Origin of the sequence: Streptomyces sp. RGM 3693, assembly GCF_050471125.1 — a bacterium.
Classification (GTDB): Bacteria; Actinomycetota; Actinomycetes; order Streptomycetales; family Streptomycetaceae; genus Streptomyces.
Genome location: NZ_JBMPPQ010000002.1, coordinates 38,758 through 62,410, shown reverse-complemented (window position 1 = coordinate 62,410; position 23,653 = coordinate 38,758). Strand labels below are relative to the sequence as shown.

Genomic DNA, 23,653 nt, shown 5'->3' with positions numbered 1-23,653 from the left:
GCCCTCCTCATGCCCTGCTCCTACTCTCCTCCCGTCCCCCTTCCCTTGCTGGCATGCACACGGCCCCGCTCGGACGTCAGCCACTCCGAGGACTCCCCAGGACAGCCGGCGCTCCTTGGCTAAGGAGGCGGTGAAGCCTTCGCCCCCACGACGCCGCCGAAGCGAAGCCGCCGGGTCGGCAGGCCCCAGGACCGGGAGGTAACCGGTGGGGGCTCGGACGAAACGTCGAAGGGCCCCACCGCGAACGGTGGGGCCCTTCGACATCGTGCCCGGTGAGAGCACTGGCGGAGGATACGAGATTCGAACTCGTGAGGGGTTGCCCCCAACACGCTTTCCAAGCGTGCGCCCTAGGCCACTAGGCGAATCCTCCGCCGCAAACAATACAAGACGTTGGGGAGTGCTCGCGAACACGATCTGGCGGGAGGGGTGGCCAGGGGGTCGGGGAGGGGGTGAGGGGGAGGCCGGTGGGGGGCAGGTTCGTTTCTTGGGGTGGGGATCCGCTAATGTGGGGCCCAGCCCCTCACGTGGCGCTATCTGACTGAACTCCCCCAGGGCCGGAAGGCAGCAAGGGTAGGTCGGCTCTGGCGGGTGCGTGAGGGGCGCTTGCGTTTGCGGGGCGACCGGTTGTCAGTGGGGCCCGATATCGTCGTATGCGTGTCGTCCCTTGCGCTGTACCGCCGCTACCGCCCCGAGTCCTTCGCCGAGGTCATCGGGCAAGAGCACGTGACCGACCCGCTGCAGCAGGCGTTGCGGAACAACCGGGTCAACCACGCGTATCTGTTCAGTGGGCCGCGCGGCTGCGGCAAGACGACGAGCGCGCGGATCCTGGCGCGCTGTTTGAACTGTGAGGAAGGTCCCACTCCGACGCCGTGCGGGAAGTGCCACTCGTGCGTGGACCTGGCGCGGAACGGCCGGGGCTCGATCGATGTGATCGAGATCGACGCGGCGTCGCACGGTGGTGTCGACGACGCGCGTGAGCTGCGGGAGAAGGCGTTCTTCGGGCCGGCCAGCAGCCGGTACAAGATCTACATCATCGACGAGGCGCACATGGTGACCTCGGCGGGGTTCAACGCCCTGCTGAAGGTCGTCGAGGAGCCGCCGGAGCACCTGAAGTTCATCTTTGCGACCACGGAGCCCGAGAAGGTCATCGGGACGATCCGGTCGCGGACCCACCACTATCCGTTCCGCTTGGTGCCGCCCGGGACGCTGCGGGAGTACCTCGCGGAGGTGTGCGGGCGGGAGGAGATCCCGGTCGAGGACGGCGTGCTGCCGTTGGTGGTGCGGGCCGGTGCCGGTTCGGTGCGTGACTCGATGTCGGTGATGGACCAGCTGCTCGCCGGCGCCGGTGAAGCCGGTGTGACGTATGCCATGGCGACGTCGCTGCTGGGGTACACGGACGGGTCGCTGCTCGACTCCGTCGTGGAGGCGTTCGCGGCCGGGGACGGGGCGGCCGCCTTCGAGGTCGTCGACCGGGTCATCGAGGGGGGGAACGATCCGCGGCGGTTCGTGGCCGACCTGCTGGAGCGGCTGCGGGACCTGGTGATCCTGGCGGCGGTGCCGGACGCCGCGGAGAAGGGGCTGATCGACGCCCCGGCCGATGTCGTGGAGCGGATGACGGCCCAGGCGTCCGTGTTCGGGGCGGCCGAGCTGAGCCGGGCCGCCGACCTGGTCAATGCCGGTCTGACGGAGATGCGCGGGGCCACCTCCCCGCGGCTCCAGCTGGAGCTGATCTGCGCCCGGGTGCTGCTCCCCGCGGCGTACGACGACGAGCGGTCGATGCAGGCGCGGCTGGACCGCCTGGAGCGCGGGATCGGCGCCGGTGCGGCGGCGATGGCGTTGGGCGGCGGGCTCGGGGCGGCTGGTGGCGCCGGTGGCACGGGGGGCGTTGGTCCCGGCGGGGCGATGGTGGAGTCCGGCGGGCCCGCGGTCGCGTATGCGCCGGGCGCGGAGGCCCATCCGCCGATGCCGGCTGCCGGACCGCCCGGACCGTCCGGACCGGCGGCGGCGCGGGCCGCGGTGCGTGGAACGACGGGCGGCCCGGGCGCAGGGGCGGCCTCGGGCGCGGCTCCGGTGCCCGGCGGGGGCCCGGGGGTGGGCCCTGCGGGGGCCGTTGCGCCTGCTGGCCCTGCTGCTCCGGCTGCTGCCGGGCCAGGCGGGGACGCGGGTGCGGCGCCGGCCGGGGGCGGTGCCTACGGCGCGGCGCAGACCGGTGCGCCGGGCGGCCAGGAGGCCGGGCCGGCCCCTGCGCCGCAGGGTGGCGCGGCGCGGCCCGGAGCGTGGCCCGGTGGCAGCCGCGGTGCCGGTGCGGCGGGCGCCGGGCAGGGCGCTGCGGCGCGGCAGCCCGGCAGTTGGCCGTCGGCCGTGGCGCCCGGGCAGGGCGGACCGGCGGCGACCGGGGCGCCGGCGGCGTCCGGGACCGGTGGCGGTGCCCCCGCACAGGCCGGTGGTGCACCCGTGTCCAGCGGCGGTGGCGCTCCCGCCCCGGTGGGGCCCGGTCAGTCGATGGCCGGTGGGCCGGTGTCCGGTGGGGCGGCGCAGGGTGCCGCGCAGGTGCGGCAGCTCTGGCCGCAGATCCTGGACGCGGTCAAAGGCCGCCGGCGCTTCACCTGGATCCTGCTGAGCCAGAACGCCCAGGTCTCCGGCTTCGACGGCACCACGCTGCAGATCGGGTTCCCCAACGCCGGGGCCCGGGACAGCTTCGCCAACGGCGGCAGTGAGGACGTCCTCAAGGAAGTGCTCGCCGAGCACTTCCAGTTGCAGTGGCGGGTCGAGGCGATCGTCGATCCGTCCGGTGGCGCCAATCCGCCGGCCGGCGGTGCCCGGGGCGGCGGAGGCGGCTTCGGCGGCGGGGGCGGTGCGCCGCAGCCGGCGGCGCCGCAGGCCCCGGCCCGGCAGAGCGCCCCGGCGGCGCCCGAGTCGTACGGGTCGGGCGGTGCCGGATCCGGTGGCGGTCAGGGCGCCCGGATGGCGCGCGAGGCGGTGGCCTCGTCGCCGTCCACGGGCGGCGGCCAGGGCGGACCGGCGGCGGAGCCCTCGTACGCCGCGCCGGAACCCCCGATGTCGATCGAGTACGACATGCCGGCGGAGGACGACCCGGACCTCGTCGACTCGGCGTTGAGTGGGCACGAGCTGATCGTGCGCGAACTGGGCGCGACGGTCCTGGAAGAGTTCGACAACGAGTGATGCGACCACGAGTGACCCGCGGCACCGAGTGGCATGCGGCCACGAGCTGAGCACGCGGCCATGAGTGAGCGGCGGTGTGGGGGCGGTGCGTCAGCGCTGGTGGGCGCGGCCCCGGCGGCGGAGCGTCACGCTCCGACCGCGCTCCGCGCACCTGGGCGGGAGGGTGGCCGCCGGCCCGTCCCAGGGGCGTACCGGGTACATCAGTGCTCCTCAGTGCTCCTCCCTACGGCGTAGGGCGCCAGGCGCGGGAAACACGTAGGCTCGGGCTACCGCACCAATCGTTGTCGTACGGCAGGAGCCATGTCGTGATCCCCGGTGGTCAGCCCAATATGCAGCAGCTGCTCCAGCAGGCCCAGAAGATGCAGCAGGATCTCGCGGCCGCCCAACAGGAGCTGGCCGAGACGCCCGTGGAGGGTTCCGCGGGGGGTGGCCTGGTGAAGGCGACGGTGACCGGCTCCGGTGAGCTCAAGGCGCTGGTGATCGACCCGAAGGCGGTCGACACCGACTCCGCCGAGGAGACCGCCGAGACCCTCGCCGACCTCGTCCTCGCGGCGGTCCGCGACGCCAACGCCACCGCGCAGAAGATCCAGCAGCAGAAGCTCGGTCCGCTCGCCCAGGCGCTGGGCGGCGGCGGTGGCATCCCCGGCCTCCCCTTCTGAGGAGTAGCCAACTAGCGTACGCAGCACGGCAGAAGAGAGAGAAGACGTTCCGTGTATGAAGGCGTGGTCCAGGACCTGATCGACGAGTTGGGCAGACTGCCCGGCGTCGGTCCCAAGAGCGCGCAGCGGATCGCCTTCCACATCCTTCAGGCCGAGCCGACCGATGTCCGCCGGCTCGCGAACGCGCTGATGGAGGTCAAGGCGAAGGTCCGGTTCTGCAGCGTGTGCGGCAATGTCGCGCAGGAGGAGCAGTGCCGGGTCTGCCTGGACCCGCGGCGCGATCTGGCGGTCATCTGCGTCGTGGAGGAGCCCAAGGACGTCGTGGCGATCGAGCGGACGCGGGAGTTCCGCGGCCGTTACCACGTCCTCGGCGGGGCGATCAGCCCGATCGAGGGCGTCGGCCCCGACGACCTGCGGATACGGGAACTCCTGGCCAGGCTCGCGGACGGCACGGTCACCGAGCTGATCCTGGCCACCGACCCGAATCTGGAGGGCGAGGCCACGGCCACGTACCTGGCCCGCATGATCAAGCCGATGGGCCTCAAAGTGACGCGACTGGCCAGTGGGCTGCCGGTCGGAGGCGATCTGGAGTATGCCGACGAGGTCACGCTCGGGCGGGCCTTCGAAGGGAGGAGACTTCTTGATGTCTGACGCCACGCTGCATGACACGACACAGAACCCGGACGACTTCGCCGTTTCGATCTCCGACTCGATCGAGAGCTTCATCGTCGCGGTGACCGAGGTCGCCAAGGGCGACGAGCCGGACAGCGCGGTGCCCTTCCTGCTGCTGGAGATCTCCCAGCTGCTGCTCACGGGCGGCCGGCTGGGCGCCCACGAGGACATCGTTCCGGACGAGCGGTACGAACCGGACACCGGTCCGGAGGTGGACGCGGACGATCTGCGCGAGCGGTTCGCGCGATTGCTCGACCCGGTGGACGTGTACTCCGAGGTCTTCGACCCGTACGTGCCGCGCAGCGAGCCGGTGGCCTGCCGGATCTCCGACGATCTCGCCGACGTCATCACCGACCTGCGGCACGGACTGGCGCACTACCGGGCGGGCCGGGTCACCGAGGCCCTGTGGTGGTGGCAGTTCTCCTACCTCTCCAACTGGGGCCCGACCGCCTCGGCCGCCCTACGGGCGCTCCAGTCGCTGGTCGCCCACGTACGCCTCGACCAGCCGCTGGACGCGCTGGAAGGGCTGGACACCGACACCTCCGCCGCCGGGGACGAGGACCGGCTCGCCGAGGAGGCCGGCAAGGTCATGGCGGCGGAGATCGCCGGTCCGCTGGGGTTGCGGGGGGTGTGACCGGCGCTCGCGCCGCCGTACGCTTGAGCGGTGTGCGAGGTGTGAGCTGGGTTACGTTCCGTGTGCCCGGGTGTGGAGCGGGAAGGTGCACGCCGAGCCGGTGCGACGGAGCACCGCGCTGGAACCAGCGAGGGACACGGCGTTCACGGACCGCGTTCGACGTGCTCATCGGGCGTTTTCACGAGCGTGGCCATGGTGAGCGAGTTGATCAAAGCGTGGGTTTTGTGTCTCACGATGTGGTAGTAGCGGGGCGGATTCCGCCCGCTCGTTAGACTGAGCCGACCGCAGTACCCCCATGTCAGGGGGTCCGGGAGGGACCCCCTCCCGCAGAGACAGTTGCGAGGAGCGCACGTGGGCCTTGTCGTGCAGAAGTACGGCGGCTCATCCGTTGCGGATGCCGAGGGCATCAAGCGCGTCGCCAAGCGAATCGTTGAGGCCAAGAAGAACGGCAACCAGGTTGTCGTGGTGGTTTCGGCGATGGGCGACACGACGGACGAGCTGATCGATCTCGCGCAGGAAGTGTCCCCGATCCCGTCGGGGCGCGAGTTCGACATGCTGCTGACCGCCGGAGAGCGGATCTCCATGGCCCTGCTGGCGATGGCGATCAAAAACCTCGGCCATGAGGCACAGTCCTTCACCGGCAGCCAGGCCGGAGTGATCACCGACTCCGTGCACAACAAAGCACGGATCATCGACGTCACGCCGGGCCGCATCAAGGCGTCCCTCGACGAGGGCAACATCGCCATCGTCGCCGGATTCCAGGGCGTGTCCCAGGACAAGAAGGACATCACGACGCTGGGACGCGGCGGTTCGGACACCACCGCGGTGGCGCTCGCCGCCGCGCTGAACGCCGATGTCTGCGAGATCTACACCGACGTGGACGGTGTCTTCACCGCCGACCCGCGGGTCGTGAAGAAGGCCCGGAAGATCGACTGGATCTCCTTCGAGGACATGCTGGAGCTGGCCAGCTCCGGCTCCAAGGTGCTGCTGCACCGCTGCGTCGAGTACGCACGCCGTTACAACATCCCGATCCACGTCCGTTCCTCCTTCTCGGGGCTGAAGGGCACGTGGGTCAGCAACGAACCGCAAGGGGACAGGCCGATGGAGCAGGCAATCATCTCGGGCGTCGCGCACGACACCTCCGAGGCGAAGGTCACGGTCGTCGGGGTCCCGGACAAGCCGGGCGAGGCCGCGCGGATCTTCCGTGCCATCGCCGACTCCGAGGTCAACATCGACATGGTCGTCCAGAACGTGTCGGCGGCCTCCACCGGGCTGACGGACATCTCCTTCACGCTGCCGAAGGCCGAGGGCCGCAAGGCCGTCGCGGCACTGGAGAAGACCCGGGCCGCGGTCGGCTTCGACTCGCTCCGCTACGACGACCAGATCGCCAAGATCTCGCTGGTCGGCGCGGGCATGAAGACCAACCCCGGCGTGACCGCGACGTTCTTCGAGGCGCTGTCGAACGCGGGCGTGAACATCGAGCTCATCTCGACCTCCGAGATCCGCATCTCGGTCGTCACCCGTGCCGATGACGTCAAGGAGGCCGTCCAGGCGGTGCACAGCGCCTTCGGCCTCGACAGCGAGACCGACGAAGCGGTCGTCTACGGCGGCACCGGACGATGATTCCGGCCGAGGCTGGCCGCCCGTCCCTCGCCGATTCGGCTGGGGCGGGGGCCCGCCCGGCTGCCAAGCCGCACCTCGCGGTCGTCGGTGCCACCGGTGCCGTCGGCCGCGTCCTGCTCGGGATCCTCTCCGAGCGGGCCGACATCTGGGGTGAGATCCGGCTGATCGCCTCACCCCGCTCGGCCGGCCGCAAGCTGACCGTGCGGGGCGAAGAGGTCGAGGTCGTCGGGCTGAGCGAGGACGCCTTCGACGGCATCGACGTCGCGGTGTTCGACCTGCCGGACGAGGTCGCCGCGCAGTGGGCGCCGGTCGCGGTGTCCAAGGGCACGGTCGTGGTGGACAATTCGGGCGCGTTCCGGGGGGACCCGGACGTGCCGATGGTCGTGCCCGAGGTCAACGGGTGCGCGGCACGGATCCGTCCGCGCGGCATCATCGCCAACCCGAACTGCGCCACCCTGTCGATGATCGTCGTCCTCGGCGCGCTGCATGCCGAGTACGGGCTGAGCGAACTGATCGTCTCCTCGTACCAGGCCGCGTCGGCGGCCGGACAGGCCGGCACCGACACGCTGCGGGCACAGCTCGCCGCGGTGTCCGGTACGGAACTGGGCGCCGCGCCGGGCGATGTGCGGCGGGCGGTCGGCGACACCCTGGGGCCGTTCCCGGCGCCGCTCGCCCTCAACGTCGTGCCGTGGGCCGGATCGCTCCAGGAGGACGGTTGGTCCTCGGAGGAACTCGCGATCCGCGAGGCGTCCCGGAAGGTCCTGGGGCTGCCGGAACTGCCGGTCACCGCGACCTGCGTGCAGGTGCCGGTGCTCACCACGCACTCGATGGCCGTGCACGCGCGCTTCGAGAACGAGGTCACGGTCGTCGGTGCGCACGAGATCCTTGCGGCCGCGCCCGGCGTCGTGCTGTGCGACGACCCGGCGGAGGGCGAGTACCCGACCCCGTCGGACGTGGTGGGGACCGATCCCACCTGGGTGGGGCGGGTGCGGCGGTCGCTGGACGATCCGCGCGCACTGGAGCTCTTCGTGTGCGGGGACAACCTGCGCAAGGGGGCGGCTCTGAACGCGGCGCAGATCGGTGAGTTGGTGGCGGGGGAGCTGCGGGGGTAGGGGCGGGGGAGGCTTGCGCTCTGTGCCTTGGGGCTGTGGCTCGGGTCTGTGCCGCTATTTTCGTCGCTCCTCTGTAGTGGGCGCGGTAGTTGGGGGGAGTGGCTGCGGTGGGCTGGCCGCCTGCGACATACTTTGCGGGGCGTGTGAAGATTTCGTGTGTGGAGTGCTGGTTCGAGCCGCTTGATCTGGGCTGATGTTCTGTTCGATCATTCGCTTCCCGTGGTGCTGCAACCGGCGGCCGACGGGTGGCGTCTTTTGGGGTCACTCCCTGGAGTGGGCCGCGGTGTTCGCGGGCCGCTTCCGGGGCCCTGGGGTGGCGGGGCGATGGCGTCAGGGCTGTCGCATCAGGGCAATTGGGGTGTTTGGGAAGAGCTGGTGCGCATGAGGGCATTTGACGCATCGCCGCAAGCGGTGCCTTGTGCGTACAACCCTTTTGGGGGGAAGCGTGTCCAACAGGCGTGGCAGAGGTACTCGGATTCACCATCGTCCCGGCGGGAGCGGCAGGCGCGGCAGTGCGCCCGCCACGCCCACGCGTTTCCGGGGGCATGCCGGTGATCGCCCCCTGGTCCGCCGCACGCCCCGCGCAGCTCCCGACGCAGCGTGGGGACACTGACGACGCGATGGCAGCCGGCACCACAGTCGACCACCTCACCGAGACCTATCGCGCGCACTACCGCTCGCTTCTCGGCCTGGCGGCGCTGCTGCTCGACGACACCGCCTCCTGCGAGGACGTCGTGCAGGAAGCTTTCATCCGCGTGCACTCCGCCCGCGGCCGGGTACGCGACCCCGAAAAGACCCTGGCCTACCTGCGACAGACGGTCGTCAACCTCTCGCGTTCCGCGCTGCGCCGCCGGATCCTCGGGCTGAAGCTCCTCTCCAAGCCGATGCCCGACATGGCGAGCGCCGAGGAGGGCGCGTACGACCTGCTGGAACGGGACGAGTTGATCAAGGCGATGCGCGGGTTGCAGCGCCGTCAGCGCGAGGTGCTGGTGCTCCGCTACTTCGCCGACATGACGGAGGCTCAGGTCGCGGAGACGTTGGGGATATCGCTCGGCTCGGTCAAGGCGTACGGCTCGCGGGGGATCGCGGCTCTCCGCGTCGCCATGGAGGCTCCGGCGTGAGTGCGGCAGGATCCAGCCGGGGGAACGCTGGGCACGACGAGGGCAGCTGGGACGACGGGGAAGCCCGGGAGGTCCGGGAGGTCCGGGACGCCCAGGGCGCTCGGGATGATGCCTGGGGTGTCTGGGGGGATGAAGCCGGCCGGGGGGTCGGTGGGGCGTATGAGGGGCGCGGCCGGGAGGACGACTTCGGGGCGCGGGTTGGGGGCGATTCGGCTTCCGGGCCTGGGGTCGGGTCTGGTTCTGGGTCTGGGTCTGGTTCCTGTGGGTCCGAATTCCGTTCTGGTTCCGGTTCCGGTTCCTGCTCTGGGGCTGGTGCTGGTGCTGGGCTTGGTGAGGGTGGTGCCGGGTTCGGCGGTGAGGACGATCTGCGGCGGCTGTTGCAGTCCAGCGTCGCCGACCTGGAGCCCGCGCCGGAGGCGCTGGAGCAGTTGCGGCGGGCGGTCCCGGCCCGTCGTCAGCGACGGCGGCATGCCCTGGTGGGCGCGGCCGCGGCGGTGCTGCTCGGCGGTACCGCGGTCCCGGCGATGGTCCACGTCGCGAGCTTCAGCGATGCCCCCGGGGACCGCCCGGCCAACGCCGCCAGCAGCCGGAGCGCCGAGCACGACAGCAGCGGCGCACACGGCGAAGGCACCGAGCAGGCCAGTACCCGCCCGACCGGCCAGAGCGGGGGGAAGCCCGACGCGGACCGCCCGCCGGGCACAGTGGGCAAGGGCACCGAGACGCCCGGTACGGGCCCCGGCGCCGGAGTCGGCACACCCGCCCCCGATACGACCATGGACGTCACCTCGCCGGTCTGCGGGCGTGAGCAACTCGGCAAGGGGACCGGCACGGTCGGCGCGGCCGACTCGTCGGGCCGGGTCTACGGCGCGTTCCGGGTGGTGAACACTTCCGATTCCGCTTGTTCCGTGCAGGGCGGCGGGACCGTGGACCTCACGCCGCAGGGCTCCACCAAACCGGACAAGATCCATGTGGTCGACCACACCTCGGGTGACGACGCCACCGGGCTGCCCGATCCGGCGACCACCCCCGACCAGTTGGTGCTGAAGCCGGGGCAGGCGTACGAGGTCAAGTTCGCCTGGATCCCGGCGGCCGGCGGCGGTCCGAGCGGATGCGTCAGCCCGCGGCCGTCGCCGACGCCCGACCCGTCCAAGGCGCCTGGGGAGTCGCCGGCCGCCGCGTCGACGACGAGCGGCAGCGGCAGTGGCACCGAAGGCCAGGCCGGCGGCGGAAACGGCACCGGGGACGGTGGCGCGGCGGCCGGCGGCGTGCTCCTCACCCATACGCCGGAGGCGGGCGAGCCCGTGGCGGCCGACGCCAAGATCGCGGACGCGTGCGCCGGCACGGTGTACCGCACGGCACCCCTGGCGGCGCCGTAGCCGGTGCGGCGCCGGGGCGGGCCTTTCGGTGAGGGCTTGTTGGCGAGGGGCCGTTGCCGCTGGTCTGTTGGTGGTTGGTGGTTGGTGGTTGGTGGTTGGTGGTTGTGGGGCTGCGGCTGTTGTCGTGTGGCCGTTGCTCTTGCCGCTCTTGCCGAAGTCGCTGCTCTCGCTGCCGTTGTCCTGAACGGTCTGGACGAGTCGTCGTTTGGTCGGTGCGGGTGCCGGGCCGTCAGGTGGCGTGTTCGCCGATATCCGCCCAGGTCGCGTGGGCGGGGCGGCGGTGGGGAGGGGGCGGTGCGGCCGTGCGGTGCAGGCCCCGTACCGTTGGTGGGGTGTACCGGTTCCTGCTGACCCCGCGGTGGTGGGGAATCAACGTCTTCGCCGTACTGGCGATCCCCTTCTGCATCTTCATGGGCAGCTGGCAGCTGAGTCGCTTCGACGCCCGGGTCGCCTCACACCAGCAGCAGGAGAACCGATCCGCCGACGCCAAGGCCGCGGCTCCCCGACCGCTGGAGAGCCTGCTGCCGGTCGACCAGGTCACCTCTGGTCACCAGGCCAGCGCCCGAGGCCGCTACGACACCGAGCACCAACTTCTGGTCCCCGACCGCACCCTTCAGGGCAAGCACGGCGACCAGCAGGGCTTCTACGTCCTGACCCTGCTGCGCACGGACAGCGGCAAGGCCCTGCCGGTCGTACGCGGCTGGCTCCCCGGTGACGCGAACGCCAAGGCCGACACGGCGAAGGTGCCCGTGCCGCCCAAGGGCGAGGTCACGGTGACCGGTGCGCTGCAGGCGTCCGAGAACGAAGGCACATCCGGGGTCCAGGCGGGCGGCGGTCTGCCCAAGGGCCAGCTCGGCATGATCAGCGCGGCGTCGCTGGTCAACATCGTGCCGTACGGCATCTACGACGCCTGGATCACGCTCGCCGACCCGCCGGCCCCGCTGCACGCCGTGCCGCCGGCCGCCGCGGAGGGCAGCAGCCTGGACATGAAGGCGTTCCAGAACCTCGGCTACACCGGCGAATGGTTCGTCTTCGCGGGCTTCGTCGTCTTCATGTGGTTCCGCCTGGTCCGCCGCGAGGCGGAAGCCGCCAAGGACGCCGCCCTGGGCATCCTCCCGGAGGGGCCGGACGGGGCGGTGGCCGGCGAGAGCGAGAGCAGGGGCGAGAGCGGGGGCGGGGGCGTCACGGCCGGGGACGAAGTGCCGGCGGGCAGGTAGGGGGCCGTTCCCCCGGGGGGCTTCCCCTCCCCTCCCCTCCCCCCTCCCCTCCCCCCTCCCCCCCCCACCCACCCCCACCCCCCGAATCGCGGCTACTCGGCCACTCGGCCGCTCGTTTGCTCGTTCGACGCCGGCCGTGCCGTCTCCAGGTAGCGGCGGGCGAAGTCGAGTTCCAGTCGGACCTGCTTGATGCGCTCTTCGACTACGAGGGAGCCGTGGCCGGCGTCGTAGCGGTAGACCTCGTGCGGGTGGTCGCGCGTTTCCAGGCGCTGGACGTAGTTCTCGACCTGCTGGATCGGGCAGCGGGGGTCGTTGACGCCGGCGGAGATGTAGACCGGGGCCCGCACCGCGTCGACGTACGTCAGCGGGGAGGACGCTTCGAAGCGTTCGGGGACCTCCTCCGGGGTTCCGCCCAGGAGGGTGCGGTCCATGGCCTTCAGGGCTTCCATCTCGTCGTGGTACGCCGTGACGTAGTCCGCGACCGGGACCGCGGCCAGGCCCAGCGCCCAGGCGTCCGGCTGGGTGCCCAGGCCCAGCAGCGTCAGATAGCCGCCCCACGAGCCACCGGCGAGCACCAGGCGCTCCGGATCCGCGAGACCGGAGGCGACCGCCCACTCCCGCACCGCGGCGATGTCCTCCAGCTCGATCAGCCCGACGCGGTGCTTGAGCGCGTCGGTCCAGGCCCGGCCGTAACCGGTCGATCCCCGGTAGTTGACGCGGACGACCGCGAAGCCGTGATCCACCCAGGCCGCCGGCGACGAGGCGAAGGAGTCGCTGTCGTGCCAGGTCGGGCCGCCGTGGATGTCGAAGACGGTGGGGAAGGGACCCGTGCCGGGGGGCTGCTGGACCAGGGCGTGGATCCGGCCGCCGGGGCCGTCCACCCAGACGTCGGTCACCGGAACCGACCCGGGGGCCTTCATACCGGGCGGATCCAGGACCACCGTGCCGTCCGTCGACCGCACCTCCGGCGGCTGGGCGGCGGACGACCACAGGAACTCCACCGTCCCGTCCGGGCGGGCGGTGGCGCCCGAGACCGTGCCGGCGGGGGTGTCGACCCGGCTCAGGGCGCTGCCGGGGGCGTCCGTGGCGCTCGCACCACCCGTCGTGCCCAGGTCGTAGCGCCAGAGCTCGCTGCGGGCCTGGTACTCGTGCTCCACCAGGAGCGCCGAGCCGTCCGGATACCAGTCCGCGGCCACATCGCCGGGCAGGTCGATCTCCAGCGCGGTCTCCGTGCCCGTCAGCGGATCCCAGACCATCGGCTCCCAGCGGCCCCGCCGCTGGTGCCCGACGAGCAGCCGGCTGTCGCCGTCCACCGGGGCGAAGCCCATCACCGACAGGCCCAGCTCCTCGGTGCCGCCGTTGGTGTCGTCCAGCTCGGCGACCGTCGACCCGTCGGGGCGTACGACGCGGATGGCGGAGTGCATGGCGTCGCCGTGCTCGGTGTGCTCGATGGCGATCAGTGAGCCGTCGTGGGAGAGGTCGCCGACGCCCGCTGACTCGCGGTGCCGGTAGATCTCCACCGGCGGCTCCCCGTGCCGTACGACGTGGATCGTGGAGCCCTCCTCGTCCGTGGAGCGGCCGATCACCGCGGTGCCGTCCCGGCTGATCGCCAGGCCGCCCGGATAAGAGGCGTCGAGCCCCGGTGCGGCCGGCTCGTCGGGGCCGCCCGTGAACGGCTGCCGCATCCAGACGCCGAACTCGTCCCCGTCGGTGTCGGAGAACCACCAGATCCATTCACCGTCCGGCGAGAGCGTGCCGTCCGTCGTGCCGTGCGGGCGGTCCGTGGCCTGCCGCTGGGTGCCGGTCGCGCGGTCCCAGGCGTACAGCTCGAAGGTGCCGGTGGCGTTCGAGACGAACAGGGAGTGGGCCGGGGCGTATTCGGCCCAGTCCGGCAGCCCGATCCGCGGAGCGCGGAAGCGCTGCTCCCAGGCCGGCATGCCGTCCGTCGCGCCCGTCGTGCCCGTCGTGCCCGCTTGCGGGCCCGTGGTCTTCGGCGCCGCCGACTCCACCGCGGCGTCGGCGGAACGGGGGTGGGCGGGGGACGGATCGGTGGGGGTGCGGCCGGGGCCTGTGGTCTCGTCAGTCATGGGGCCATTCTGCGCCCGGCGGGAGAATTTCCGTTGGCGAGGCCGTCAGGCTGTGGATAACTTCGCCCTATGCGAGAACAGAGGGGCCCCGATGACTGGCGTGAGGTGAATCGTGCGAGGTGGGACGAGCGCGTTCCGCTCCACACCGTGAGCGATTACTACGACCAGGACGCATTCCGGCGGACCCGGGATGTGATCCGTGACTTCGAGGTCGCCGAGGTCGGGGACGTCACCGGCCGGAGCCTGCTGCACCTCCAATGCCACTTCGGTCAGGACACGCTGTCGTGGGCGCACCGCGGCGCTGCCCGGGTCGTCGGCCTGGACTTCTCCGAACCGGCCGTCGAGACGGCCCGCGACCTGGCCGCCGAACTCGGCTACGGCCCGGACCGCGCGGCCTTCGTCGCCGCCGACGTCTATGACGCCGCCGAAGCGGTGCCCGACCCCGCGTACGACATCGTCTACACCGGCATAGGGGCGGTGAACTGGCTGCCGGATCTGGTCGGCTGGGCCGAGACCGCCGCGTCCCTGATCGTGCCGGGTGGTTTCCTCTACCTCGCCGAATTCCACCCGCTGAGCGACGTACTGGACGAGGAGACCGGTTCGCGCGTCGCCCACGACTATTTCCGTCGCGAGGCGTGGGACGAGGAGACCTCCGGCAGCTATACGGATTTCTCGGCGCAGACGGTCCATAACAGGAGCGTCGAATGGCAGCACTCCCTGGGCGACGTGGTCAGTGCGGTGGCGCGGGCCGGGTTGCGGATCGAGTTCCTGCACGAGCACGACATGACGCTGTTTCAGCGCTTCGGTGTGCTGCGGCGTGGGGAGGACGGTTTCTACCGTTTCCCGGAGGACCGGCCCCGCATCCCGCTGATGTATTCCCTGAAGGCGACGAAGCCGGCGGTTTGAGGGCGCGGTACCGGACGGGCTGAGGGCGGGGGAGCCGGGAGCCGGGAGCCGGGAGGCGGGAGGCGGCCCGTCAGGCCCGCCGGGGCGGCTCAGGACCGGGCCGGTTAATGTGGCGGACGGCCCGGTCGGTTTCGGCCGATTGCGGTCCGCCGCCCCAAGGGGCCACTGCGAAGGACCACTTCGAGCGCGACCTCCATCCGTGCCGACGCGGGCAATGACGAACGACTCTGCAACGGGGGTTTCCGTGCACGTACGGAGACGGATAGCTGGCGCCGCGGGCGCGAGCGTGCTGATGCTGCTGGCCGTGGGATGCGGCGGAGCGTCCGGCGGCAAGGCGAGCCCGGGGGCGTCCCCCGCCGTGGTGCCCGCCAAACCGCTGCCGATGGTGTCCGCGGCCCGGACCGGCACCTGGACCGGTTCGGACCACAAGGCGCGCCCGCTGCGGCTCAAGCCGACCCGGTTGGCGCTCGGCCACGCCTCGGACCTCTCGCACATCCGGTTGGACGACGACCTCAAGGGAATGGTCCCGTACTACCTCACCGTCTCCTACACCAACACCGGCAAGGGCACGGTGAGCCAGCTGTCCCCGCAGCGGAACTTCTCCGTCAACGGGGTGGACGGCCAGGCCGGCCAGCAGGTCTCGCTGTTCCGCACCGACCCGTTGGCCACCAGCAATGGTCTGCCGCCCGAGTGCCAGGATTCCGGCAAGGCCGAGCTGGCCGCCGGTGAGACCGCCGCGTTCTGCCAGATCTTCATGCTCCCCAAGGGGCTGAAGCCGGGGAACGTCTCCTACAAGGACGACGGCGGCGACACCCTGCTGTGGCAGGTCGGGGGCGCCCAACAGGGTGCGCGCGGGGTACTGCCCGCGCACCAGCCCGCCGACGCGGTCACCACGGACAGCGACAGCCGTACGGCGACCGTCCTGGCCACCCCGAAGAGCGTCCGCACCGGCTCCCTGGCCGATCTGAGCCGCTTCGACCTGAGCGCGGACCAGAAGAAGCTCGTCCCGTACTACGTGACGGTGGAGTACCGGAACACGGGCAAGCGGGACCTGCTCCCGAGCCTCAACGACAGCGTGGTGCTGAGCAGTGTTAGCGGCCAACAGGCCCGGAAGATGCTCCTGTTGGACATCGGCGGCCCCGGGGTCAGCCAGTGCCCCGAGGCGGTGCCCGACAAGATGCTCAAGCCGGGCGCCACGGCGACCGCGTGCACCATCCACATGTTGCCCAAGGGAGACCTGCCGGCCTCGCTGACCTTCCAGGGCAGCGGTGACGGTGCGCAGCCGGTCACCTGGCGGGCCGCCGCGGACGACGGGAAGTAGCCGGCGCCGGGGTGCCGGCGGGCCCGGCGCGGCCCCCGGCCCCCGGCGTCCGTCGGCTACTCCGCGACTGCCGCGCCCCGCCGCTCCAGCAGCGGACCGAAGTCCGGATCGCGGCCGATCACCGCGCGGAACGCCACCATCGGGTCGACGCTGTTGCCCCGGCTGAGCAGCTCCCGCCGGAAGATCTCGCCGCTCTCGCGGACCGTCCGGCCGTTCTCCCGGAACCACCGAACGGTGTCCGCGTCCAGGACTTCCGCCCAGCGGTACCCGTAGTACCCGGCCGCATAGCCGCCCCCGAAGACATGCGCGAAGTAGCCGGTCCGGTAGCGCGGCGGGATCGCCGGGTGGGCCAGCCCGTGGCGCTCCAGCACGGCCGCCTCGAACGCCTCGACGCCGTCCGTACCGGGCAGTTCCGCGGTGGGCAAGGTGTGCCAGGCCCAGTCCAGGACGGCGGCGGACAGGTGCTCGACGCTGTCGAACCCCTCGCCGAACCGTTCCGCCTCCCGCAGCTTGGCCGGCAGTTCGGGCGGCATCGGCTCCCCGGTGCGGTGGTGCCGGGCATAACGGGCCAGGACCTCCGGCCACTCTGCCCACATCTCGTTCACCTGCGAGGGGAACTCGACGAAGTCCCGCGGCACTTCGGTGCCCGCCAGCAGGGGATAGCGGACATCGGAGAACAGCCCGTGCAGCGCGTGCCCGAACTCGTGGAAGAGCGTGGTCACTTCGCTCCAGTTCAGGAGCACCGGCTCGCCCGCCGCCGGCTTGGCGATGTTCAGGTTGTTGACCACCACGGGCCGCTGCCCCAACAGGTTTGACTGCGTGACCAGTTCGTTCATCCAGGCACCGCCGCGCTTGGATTCCCGGGCGTGGAAGTCGCCGAGGTACAGGCCGAGCGGGCTGCCGTCGGCGTTGCGCACCTCGAAGACCCGGGCGTCCGGGTGGTACGCGTCCAGATCGGGGCGCTCGGTGAAGGTGACCCCGTACACCAGGGTGGCGGCGTGGAAGACGCCGTCCCGGAGGACGGCCTCCAGCTCCAGATAGGGGCGCAGCGCCGCCGCATCGAGGTCGAATCGTTCCTTCCGCACCCGCTCGGCGAAGAACTGCCAGTCGGCGGCGGGGACTTCCGGAACGCCGGCGGCCGCCTCCAGCGCCGCACCCTCCCGCTCGGCGTGGGCCACGGCCGGGCCGATCAGCTTCCCGAACATCTCCTCCACGGCGCCGGTCGTCCCCGCGGTCTGGTCGGCGACCTGCCAGGAAGCGTGGTGGGGGTGGCCGAGCAGGGCGGCGCGCTCGGCCCGCAGCCGGGCCACGGTGACCGCGACGGCCCCATTGGCGCCGCCGCCGCGCCCCATGGAGGCGGCCAGCAGCCGCTCCCGCAGCGCGGGGTCCTCCAGGGCGGCGAGCTGCGGCTGGTTGGTGAAGTTCAGCAGGCTCAGCGCGAAGGCGCCGTCGTGCCCGAGGGCCCGGGCGTTCTCGGCGGCCGCGGCGATCTCGTCGGCGGGCAGCCCGGCCAACTCCTCGGCGCGGTCCACCACCAGCGCGGCCGCCGCGGTATCGGCCCGCAGGTTCCGCCGGAACTCGGTGCAGAGCATGGCGATTTCGGCGTTCAGCGCCCGCAGCCGCCGCTGCTGCTCGGGGTTCAGCCGCGCCCCGGCCCGCACCCGTACGGCGTGGTGGCGCGCCAACAGCCGCAGCTGCTCACCGTCCAACCCCAGCCCGTCACGGCCGTCATGGAGCGTCTCCAGGCGGGCGAACAGGGCCGGATCGAGCAGCAGCGCATCCTCGTGGGCGGCCAGCCGCGGCACGATCTCGGCCTCCAGCTCCTGGGTGGCCTCGTCGGTGTCCGCGTTCGTCTTGTTGAAGAACACCGCGGACACCCGCTGCAACACCGCACCGCTGCGCTCCAGCGCCGCCACGGTGTTCTCGAACGTCGGCAGATCGGGGCTCGCCCCGATGGCGGCCACCTCGGCCAGCTGCTCGGTGATGCCCCGCTCGAAGGCGGGCCGGAAGTGCTCGTGCCGGATACGGGCGAAGGGCGGTAGCCCGTAGGGGAGTGCACTCGGCGAGAAGAAAGGATTCGACACCGCGTCGTCCGCGCGCCGCCCTGCCGCGCCCGAGGCCGTTGCGGATCCCGCAGCCGCCACCGGCCCCGCCGTCGTCTCGGAACTCGGACTCGTCTCGGAACTCTTCGCAGAAGTCACGGAGAACGACCCTACGCGCGCCGCCCTCCGACGGTCCGTAGCTTTACCGGCCCGATTACCCACGATCATGCCCGCCCCGACTGTGCCTGAGGAGACTGCTTGAGGCCGCCTGCCTCCGCATGCCTCCGCATGAGGCTGTATGGGACTGCGTGAGTCCGGGTGAGTCCGGGTGAGTCCGGGTGAGTGGGAGTGAGCGTGCGTGAGTCCGTATGTGCCTGCGGGATCTCGCGTGCGTGCGTACGAGTTAGGGGGCCGGGCTCCCGGAGATAGTCGGGCGTTCCGGGAAGGCAAAGAGGGGGAGAAGAGACGCCTTTTGTTTGAATGCGGAATCGTCGGTCCGCGCTATCGAAATGCCCCGCGCAGTGGGATGCCGCGGAAGGGAAAGGCGTGCTTTCGCTGGCTCCCGTACGGCGCGCAGGGCATCCGGGTCATGTGGGACATGCGCGACATGAAAGCGCCCGATCGCTGGCGACGGGGGATGCACCAGCGATCGGGCTGTGGCCAATCGTAGCAAGACTGGCTCCGAGACGGGAGTCAACTGCCGAATTGTCGGGCGGAGTTGTGACCGGTGTCACGGACTTCGGCGGGGCGCGGGGTGCGAACGGAGGGCCGAGGGCGCGGCGGAGCCGATCGGCCACGCCTCGCCCGGCGCGTCGGAATGGGCGGCTCGCCGCGCCCCGGACCGGATAGCCGGCGGCCCGGCTATCCGGCTACCTGCCTACTCGGCTACTCGCCGCACGGAGGCGCGTACGAGAGGTGAGGGAGATAGTCGTGCCATTTCTCCGGGGTCAGAACACCCCGGGTCGTCGAACAAATGCGTCGGATTGCCTCGTCGGTGTCCAGGCTCCACAGCCGGACGGTGCCGGCGCCGCTCGATACTCCGAGCAGGTGGCTTTGCGGACTGAACGACAAGAAATTGCCCGTCTTGGCGTTGGGGCTCGTCGATTGACCGATGGCAGCGGCCCTGGAGGGGCTCGCGACGTTCCAGAACCGGACCGTGTTGTCGTTGCCGCCGCTCGCCAGGGTGTGGCCGTCCTTGCTGAACGTCAGCGAGACGACCGCTTCGGTGTGGCCGGTGAGGGGGGAGCCCAGGCGGGTCGCCTTGCGCGGATCGGTCGTGTTCCAGAGCCGGACCGTGTCGTCGTCGCTGCCGCTGGCCAGCGTGCGGCCGTCCGGGCTGAAGGTGAGCGCGTTGACGGGGCCCAGGTGTCCCGCGAGGGGCTCGCCGAGCAGGGTGGCGTGCGCCGGGTCGGTGGTGTTCCACAGCCGGATGGCGTCGTCCGCGCTGCCGCTGGCCAGCGTGCGGCCGTCGGGGCTGAAGACGAGGGAGTTGACGTAGCCCTGGTGACCGGTGAGGAGCGGACCGAGCCGGCGGAGGTGGGACGGGTCGCTGACGTTCCACAACTGCACGGTGAAGTCGTCGTAGGCGGTCGCCAGCGTGCGGCCGTCCGGGCTGAAGGCCACGGTGTCGGGGCCCGCGAAGCGGATCGGCAGCGCCAGGGGCGGCCCGTAGGGGACCGGTCGGGTCGGGTCGGTGACGTTCCACAGTTGCACCGCGGGGCTGGGGTTTCCCGTCCGCACCGCGAGGGTGTGGCCGTCGGGGGAGAACGCCAGCGCGTAGACGTTGCCCCCCTTCCCGGACTGGAACGGCTCGGCCAGTGCCACCGGCCGCTTGGGCGACTCCACGTTCCACAGGCGCACCTTCTGGTCCCGGGCGGCCGTGGCCAGCACCCGACCGTCCGGGCGGAACGCGCCGATCCGGCCGACCATGTTGGACGTCGGGATCGACCACAGCCGCACCTTGCTGTCGCCGCTCCCCGTGGCGAGGGTCCGCCCGTCGGGGCTGAAGCCCACGGCGTACATCTCACCGCTGCTGCCCGCGAGGGACTCGCCGACCTGCGACGGGTACGCCGGATCGCTGACGTTCCACAGGCTCGCCGTGCTGTCCGCGCTGCCGGCGGCGAGCATGCTCCCGTCGGGGCTGAACGCCACGGACCACAGGGCGCCGGTGTGGCCGGTGAGCGGCGCGCCGAGCGGAGCGGGGTGTTCCGGGTCGGCCACGTTCCACAGCCGGACGGTGTCGTCCGCGCTGCCGCTGGCCAGCGTGCGGCCGTCGGGGCTGAACGCCACCGAGTGCACCGTGGCCGTGTGGCCGGTCAGCACCGTGTCGATCGGCGTCGGATGCCGCCGATCGGTCATCTCCCACAGCCTGATGGTGTTGTCGTCGCCGCCGGCTGCCAGCGTCCGCCCGTCGGGGCTGAACGCCACGGAGCGCACCGCGGCGGTGGGGCCGGTCAACGTCGCCAGCGCCGTCGGCCGGCGCCGGTCGCCGACGTCCCACAGGCGCACGGTGCGCCCCTCGGTGGCGGCGGCCAGCGTGCGGCTGTCCGGACTGAAGGAGAGCAGGTAGACCGTGCCGTCATGGCCGGCGAGCGGCGCGCCGATCGGTACCGGGTGGCGGGGGTCCCGCACGTCCCACAGCCGGATCGTGCCGTCGTCCGCAGCGCTGGCGAGGGTCTGCCCGTCCGGGCTGAAGACGGCGGTGCTCACCCAGCTCGTATGGCCGGTGAGGGGTTTGCCCAGGGGCTTGGGGCGGGTCGGGTCCGCCACGTCCCACAGGCGTACGGTCCGGTCGTAGCTGGCGGTGGCCAGGACCCGCCCGTTCGGGCTGAACGAGGTCAGGTAGACGGCGCCGGTGTGGCCCAGCAGCGGCGTGGCCAGCGGTGCGTTCACGATCGAGGACAGCCGGTTGTTCGTGCCCTCGTCGGAGGGCCGCATGCGGTGCGCCACCAGGTCGAGTTGCGCCGACAGGGACGGATCCGTGTACTGGGCGCGGTCGGCCTGCGCGAGCACCTGCTCGAAAACGGTGTCGTCCCGCTGCTGCCACGCGACCACCGCCGAACCAACGGCCAGCATCGCCATGACGACCAGGGCCGCCACCGCACCCCGGCTGAGCAGGACCGTGCGCCTGCGCAGCCGGACCGAAGCGGCCAGGAACTCCACCGCGCTGCGGGTCAGGAAGGGGTCGCCGGCGGATTCCGCCCAGGTGCGGGCCTGGGCCAGCCGGGAACCCCGGTAGAGCAGGGACGCGTCGCGGTGCGAGCCCTCCCAGGCCCGGCCGTCCTCCTCCAGCTGCTGGCGCAGCAGATTGCCGTTGCGGTCCTCGTCGATCCAGTCGCGCAGCCGCGGCCAGGCGTGCAGCAACGCCTCATGGGTGATCTCCACGGCCTCCGCGTCGAGCGTCACCAAACGGGCGTGCACCAGCGCTTCGAGGGATTCCTCCGTTTTGTTGGGATCCGTCGATTCCGCCGCCAGTTGGCGCCGGGTCCCCCGCCTACGGGTGGCCTGGGTGTCTTCGCCCAGCCGGACCAGCCTCAGCAGGAGCAGGCGCGCGGCCGTCCGCGCCGACGGGTCGAGGCCGGACCAGGCCCGCTCGGCGGTCGCCGCCACCGCGCCCTGGATGCCGCCCGCCGCGCGGTATCCGGCCAGCGTCAGCCGTCCCGCCTTCCGCCGCTGCCAGGTCGCGAGCAGGGCGTGGGAGAGCAGCGGCAGCACCCCCGCGTCGTGCGTCCCGCCGGGGCCGTCCGCGCTCACCTCCCGGATGATCAGCTCCGCCAGCCCCGGTTCGAGTTCCAGACCCACGGCCTTGGCCGGGCCGGTCACCGCCTCGCGCAGCTCGGCGGAGGTCAGCGGTCCGAGCACCATGTGCCGGTGTTGCAGCGCGTCGGCCAGTTCGGGATGGCCGAGGCACTGCTCGAAGAAGTCGGCGCGGATGCCCAGGATGACCAGCGCCGGGGCGGGATCACCGGCGTCGGTGGATGTGCACGCGGCGTGCAGGAGCTGGATGAACGTGCGTCGGGTCGCCTCGTCGGAGCAGAGCGTGAACGCCTCCTCGAACTGGTCCACGATCACGACCGGACGGGCCGCGGCGGACGCGCCGCGCCCCGCCCAGGCCGTGGTCGCCGCCCGCACCGCGGGCGCGAAGCCTGAGAGGTCCGGCGGCTCGGCCGCCGGCCCGTCCGCGGCCGCCAGGACCGGCGCGAGCTCGGGGATCCGGTGCGTCAGCTCCGCGAGCGGGTCGCCGCCCGGTACGAGCTGGAGGACCTCCCGGCCCTGGCCCGTCCCGTCGCCCAGCGCGCCGTTCTCCAAGGCGGGCACCAGCCCGGCGTTCAGCAGGGAGGATTTCCCCGCCCCCGAGGCGCCCACGAGCATGACCAGACCGCCCGTCTTCTCCGCCGCGCGCAGCTGCGCGACGAGGGCGTCCGTGCTCCGCTCCCGACCGAAGAACCACCGGGCGTCCTGCTGACGGTACGAAGCCAGGCCCCGGTAGGGGCACACGCCGGGGACGGCAGGGGCTTCGGCCGGGGGGCGCTCCTCTTCTTGTGCGGACGGCGCGGTGCGGTCGCCGACCGGGTCGGCGACCGCGCGCTCCCACAGACGCTGCCACTGCGCCACGTCGTACAGTCCCGCGGACACCGGCGCGGGGCGTGTGCGCCGGGCTTCGGGGATCAGGATGTGCAGCACCGCCGCGAGCGCGGCAAACTGCGCGGGGACGTTCTTGGCCCGCCGCCAGTCGCTGATCCGCTGCACGGACACCCGCACGGGCCGCCCTCGTTCGTCGACCCGCTGCAGCCGGACGACCGCCTCGGCCACCTTCTTGAGGGGCGGGTTACCGGCCTCCTTGTAGAGCAGCGCGAGACGTTCCGCGAAGGCTGTGCGTGCCCCTGAGTCGGAACTCAAGGTCTCCACCCCTTACTTCCCCCGCACCTGGACATCCGGACCGGAAAACTCACCTTAACTGGCTGACCTGGGGAAAAGCCCTTGTCCTGACGCCGGAATCTCCTCCGTGGAAGCCACAGCTGGCAGGATCACCACGCAGCAGGGCAGCAAATCGGGTACTACCCGGACAGGCCACCAGCTCAGCGCGCGGCGAGACAACCCCTGGGGCACGTTCTCACCCACCTGCTGCCGGAGTCACGAGTTGGTGGTGCGGATCTCGGCGCACGAGCGCGGAGGAATCCGACGAGTCGGTCCACCACGGACCGTTCTCACGCCGACCACAGTCCGGCCATCTTCGATCCGCCCACCCGCGGATCGACGCCGCCTGTGCCGTTCGGCACCGGTCCCCACGAGGGGAGGGACCGGTGCCGAACGGCGCGGAGTTCGACGGGACCGCCAGCAGTTCGCTCAGTCGGTCGGCCATCGGCACGGCCCCGTCCTGGCCCGCGACGACGCAGACCGGGTCGTAGGCGCGGAGCTGCTCGACGAGTTCCGCCTCGTCGGAGCCGATCACGTTGGCCAGGTAGTCGGAGAAGGCGGGCGGCGCCATGGAGGTGATGAGGTCCGGCGTGCTCTGCACGTGGACGAGATCGGCGCCGAGCCGGGCGAAGGCGGCCGGGTAGAAGTTGCCGGCGGAATAGCCGTCGACGACGACGGCGACGGGCTTGCTGTCTGCGGAACGCATGGGCGTCCTTTCAAGGCGATGCCCCGGACGGCGGTCCGCAGCACCAGCCGGCTGACGGGCGACCCGGTCCGGCAGGG

General features: G+C 71.8%; 15 protein-coding genes, 1 tRNA gene and 1 other RNA gene. 12 read left to right on the top strand and 5 right to left on the bottom strand.

What is annotated here, in order from left to right; genetic code table 11:
- Positions 1-282: 282 nt before the first annotated feature.
- A tRNA-Ser gene (locus ACO0M4_RS17460) sits at positions 283-370 on the bottom strand.
- Positions 371-511: 141 nt separating this feature from the next.
- Between ACO0M4_RS17460 and ffs the strand changes: the two genes are divergently transcribed.
- The 10 genes from ffs to ACO0M4_RS17410 all read left to right on the top strand — a co-directional run bounded on the left by ffs (position 512) and on the right by ACO0M4_RS17410 (position 11,597).
- Positions 512-610, top strand: an RNA gene (gene ffs / locus ACO0M4_RS17455) — signal recognition particle sRNA small type.
- A gap of 44 nt (positions 611-654) precedes the next feature.
- On the top strand, positions 655-3,183 hold the full coding sequence (locus tag ACO0M4_RS17450; protein ID WP_430371500.1) for a DNA polymerase III subunit gamma and tau: 2,529 nt from the start codon (positions 655-657) through the stop codon (positions 3,181-3,183).
- Between the two features lie 305 nt (positions 3,184-3,488).
- Entirely contained in the window at positions 3,489-3,842 is a 354-nt protein-coding gene (locus ACO0M4_RS17445) for a YbaB/EbfC family nucleoid-associated protein (protein WP_430371499.1), read from the top strand.
- Positions 3,843-3,893: 51 nt separating this feature from the next.
- Positions 3,894-4,493: a recombination mediator RecR gene (gene recR / locus ACO0M4_RS17440; protein WP_430371498.1), complete on the top strand. Its 600-nt coding sequence runs from the start codon at positions 3,894-3,896 to the stop codon at positions 4,491-4,493.
- Positions 4,486-5,148 (top strand): DUF5063 domain-containing protein, encoded by a 663-nt coding sequence (locus ACO0M4_RS17435; RefSeq protein ID WP_430371497.1) that lies wholly within the window; start codon positions 4,486-4,488, stop codon positions 5,146-5,148. The genes recR and ACO0M4_RS17435 overlap by 8 nt, the downstream gene beginning before the upstream one ends.
- Positions 5,149-5,499: 351 nt before the next feature.
- Positions 5,500-6,771, top strand: a complete 1,272-nt coding sequence (locus ACO0M4_RS17430; RefSeq protein WP_430371496.1) for an aspartate kinase — start codon at positions 5,500-5,502, stop codon at positions 6,769-6,771.
- The gene (locus tag ACO0M4_RS17425) at positions 6,768-7,883 is read left to right on the top strand and encodes an aspartate-semialdehyde dehydrogenase (RefSeq protein WP_430371494.1); all 1,116 of its coding nucleotides are present in this window, start codon (positions 6,768-6,770) and stop codon (positions 7,881-7,883) included. Before ACO0M4_RS17430 ends, ACO0M4_RS17425 begins: the two co-directional genes overlap by 4 nt.
- Before the next feature lie 458 nt (positions 7,884-8,341).
- Positions 8,342-9,004 (top strand): SigE family RNA polymerase sigma factor, encoded by a 663-nt coding sequence (locus ACO0M4_RS17420; RefSeq protein ID WP_430371493.1) that lies wholly within the window; start codon positions 8,342-8,344, stop codon positions 9,002-9,004.
- 377 nt (positions 9,005-9,381) lie between these two features.
- Positions 9,382-10,380 carry a hypothetical protein gene (locus ACO0M4_RS17415; protein ID WP_430371492.1) on the top strand — a complete coding sequence of 333 codons (999 nt, stop codon included), beginning with the start codon at positions 9,382-9,384 and terminating at the stop codon, positions 10,378-10,380.
- Positions 10,381-10,712: 332 nt separating this feature from the next.
- A complete protein-coding gene (locus tag ACO0M4_RS17410) occupies positions 10,713-11,597 on the top strand; it encodes an SURF1 family protein (RefSeq protein WP_430371491.1) in 885 nt (294 codons plus the stop codon).
- Between the two features lie 92 nt (positions 11,598-11,689).
- On the opposite strand, the gene ACO0M4_RS17405 is transcribed toward ACO0M4_RS17410, so the two are convergent.
- Positions 11,690-13,534: a S9 family peptidase gene (locus ACO0M4_RS17405; RefSeq protein ID WP_430373824.1), complete on the bottom strand. Its 1,845-nt coding sequence runs from the start codon at positions 13,532-13,534 to the stop codon at positions 11,690-11,692.
- Between the two features lie 219 nt (positions 13,535-13,753).
- On the opposite strand from ACO0M4_RS17405, the gene ACO0M4_RS17400 reads away from it, so the two are divergent.
- Both ACO0M4_RS17400 and ACO0M4_RS17395 read left to right on the top strand, forming a co-directional pair.
- Entirely contained in the window at positions 13,754-14,590 is an 837-nt protein-coding gene (locus tag ACO0M4_RS17400) for a class I SAM-dependent methyltransferase (RefSeq protein WP_430371489.1), read from the top strand.
- Positions 14,591-14,834: 244 nt separating this feature from the next.
- Positions 14,835-15,911 (top strand): hypothetical protein, encoded by a 1,077-nt coding sequence (locus ACO0M4_RS17395; protein ID WP_430371487.1) that lies wholly within the window; start codon positions 14,835-14,837, stop codon positions 15,909-15,911.
- A gap of 56 nt (positions 15,912-15,967) precedes the next feature.
- On the opposite strand, the gene ACO0M4_RS17390 is transcribed toward ACO0M4_RS17395, so the two are convergent.
- The 3 genes from ACO0M4_RS17390 to ACO0M4_RS17380 form a co-directional block, all read right to left on the bottom strand.
- The gene (locus ACO0M4_RS17390) at positions 15,968-17,995 is read right to left on the bottom strand and encodes a M3 family metallopeptidase (protein ID WP_430371486.1); all 2,028 of its coding nucleotides are present in this window, start codon (positions 17,993-17,995) and stop codon (positions 15,968-15,970) included.
- A gap of 843 nt (positions 17,996-18,838) precedes the next feature.
- Positions 18,839-22,861 (bottom strand): hypothetical protein, encoded by a 4,023-nt coding sequence (locus ACO0M4_RS17385; RefSeq protein WP_430371485.1) that lies wholly within the window; start codon positions 22,859-22,861, stop codon positions 18,839-18,841.
- A 205-nt stretch (positions 22,862-23,066) separates the two neighbouring features.
- Entirely contained in the window at positions 23,067-23,576 is a 510-nt protein-coding gene (locus ACO0M4_RS17380; protein ID WP_430371484.1) for a hypothetical protein, read from the bottom strand.
- Between the last annotated feature and the right edge of the window lie 77 nt (positions 23,577-23,653).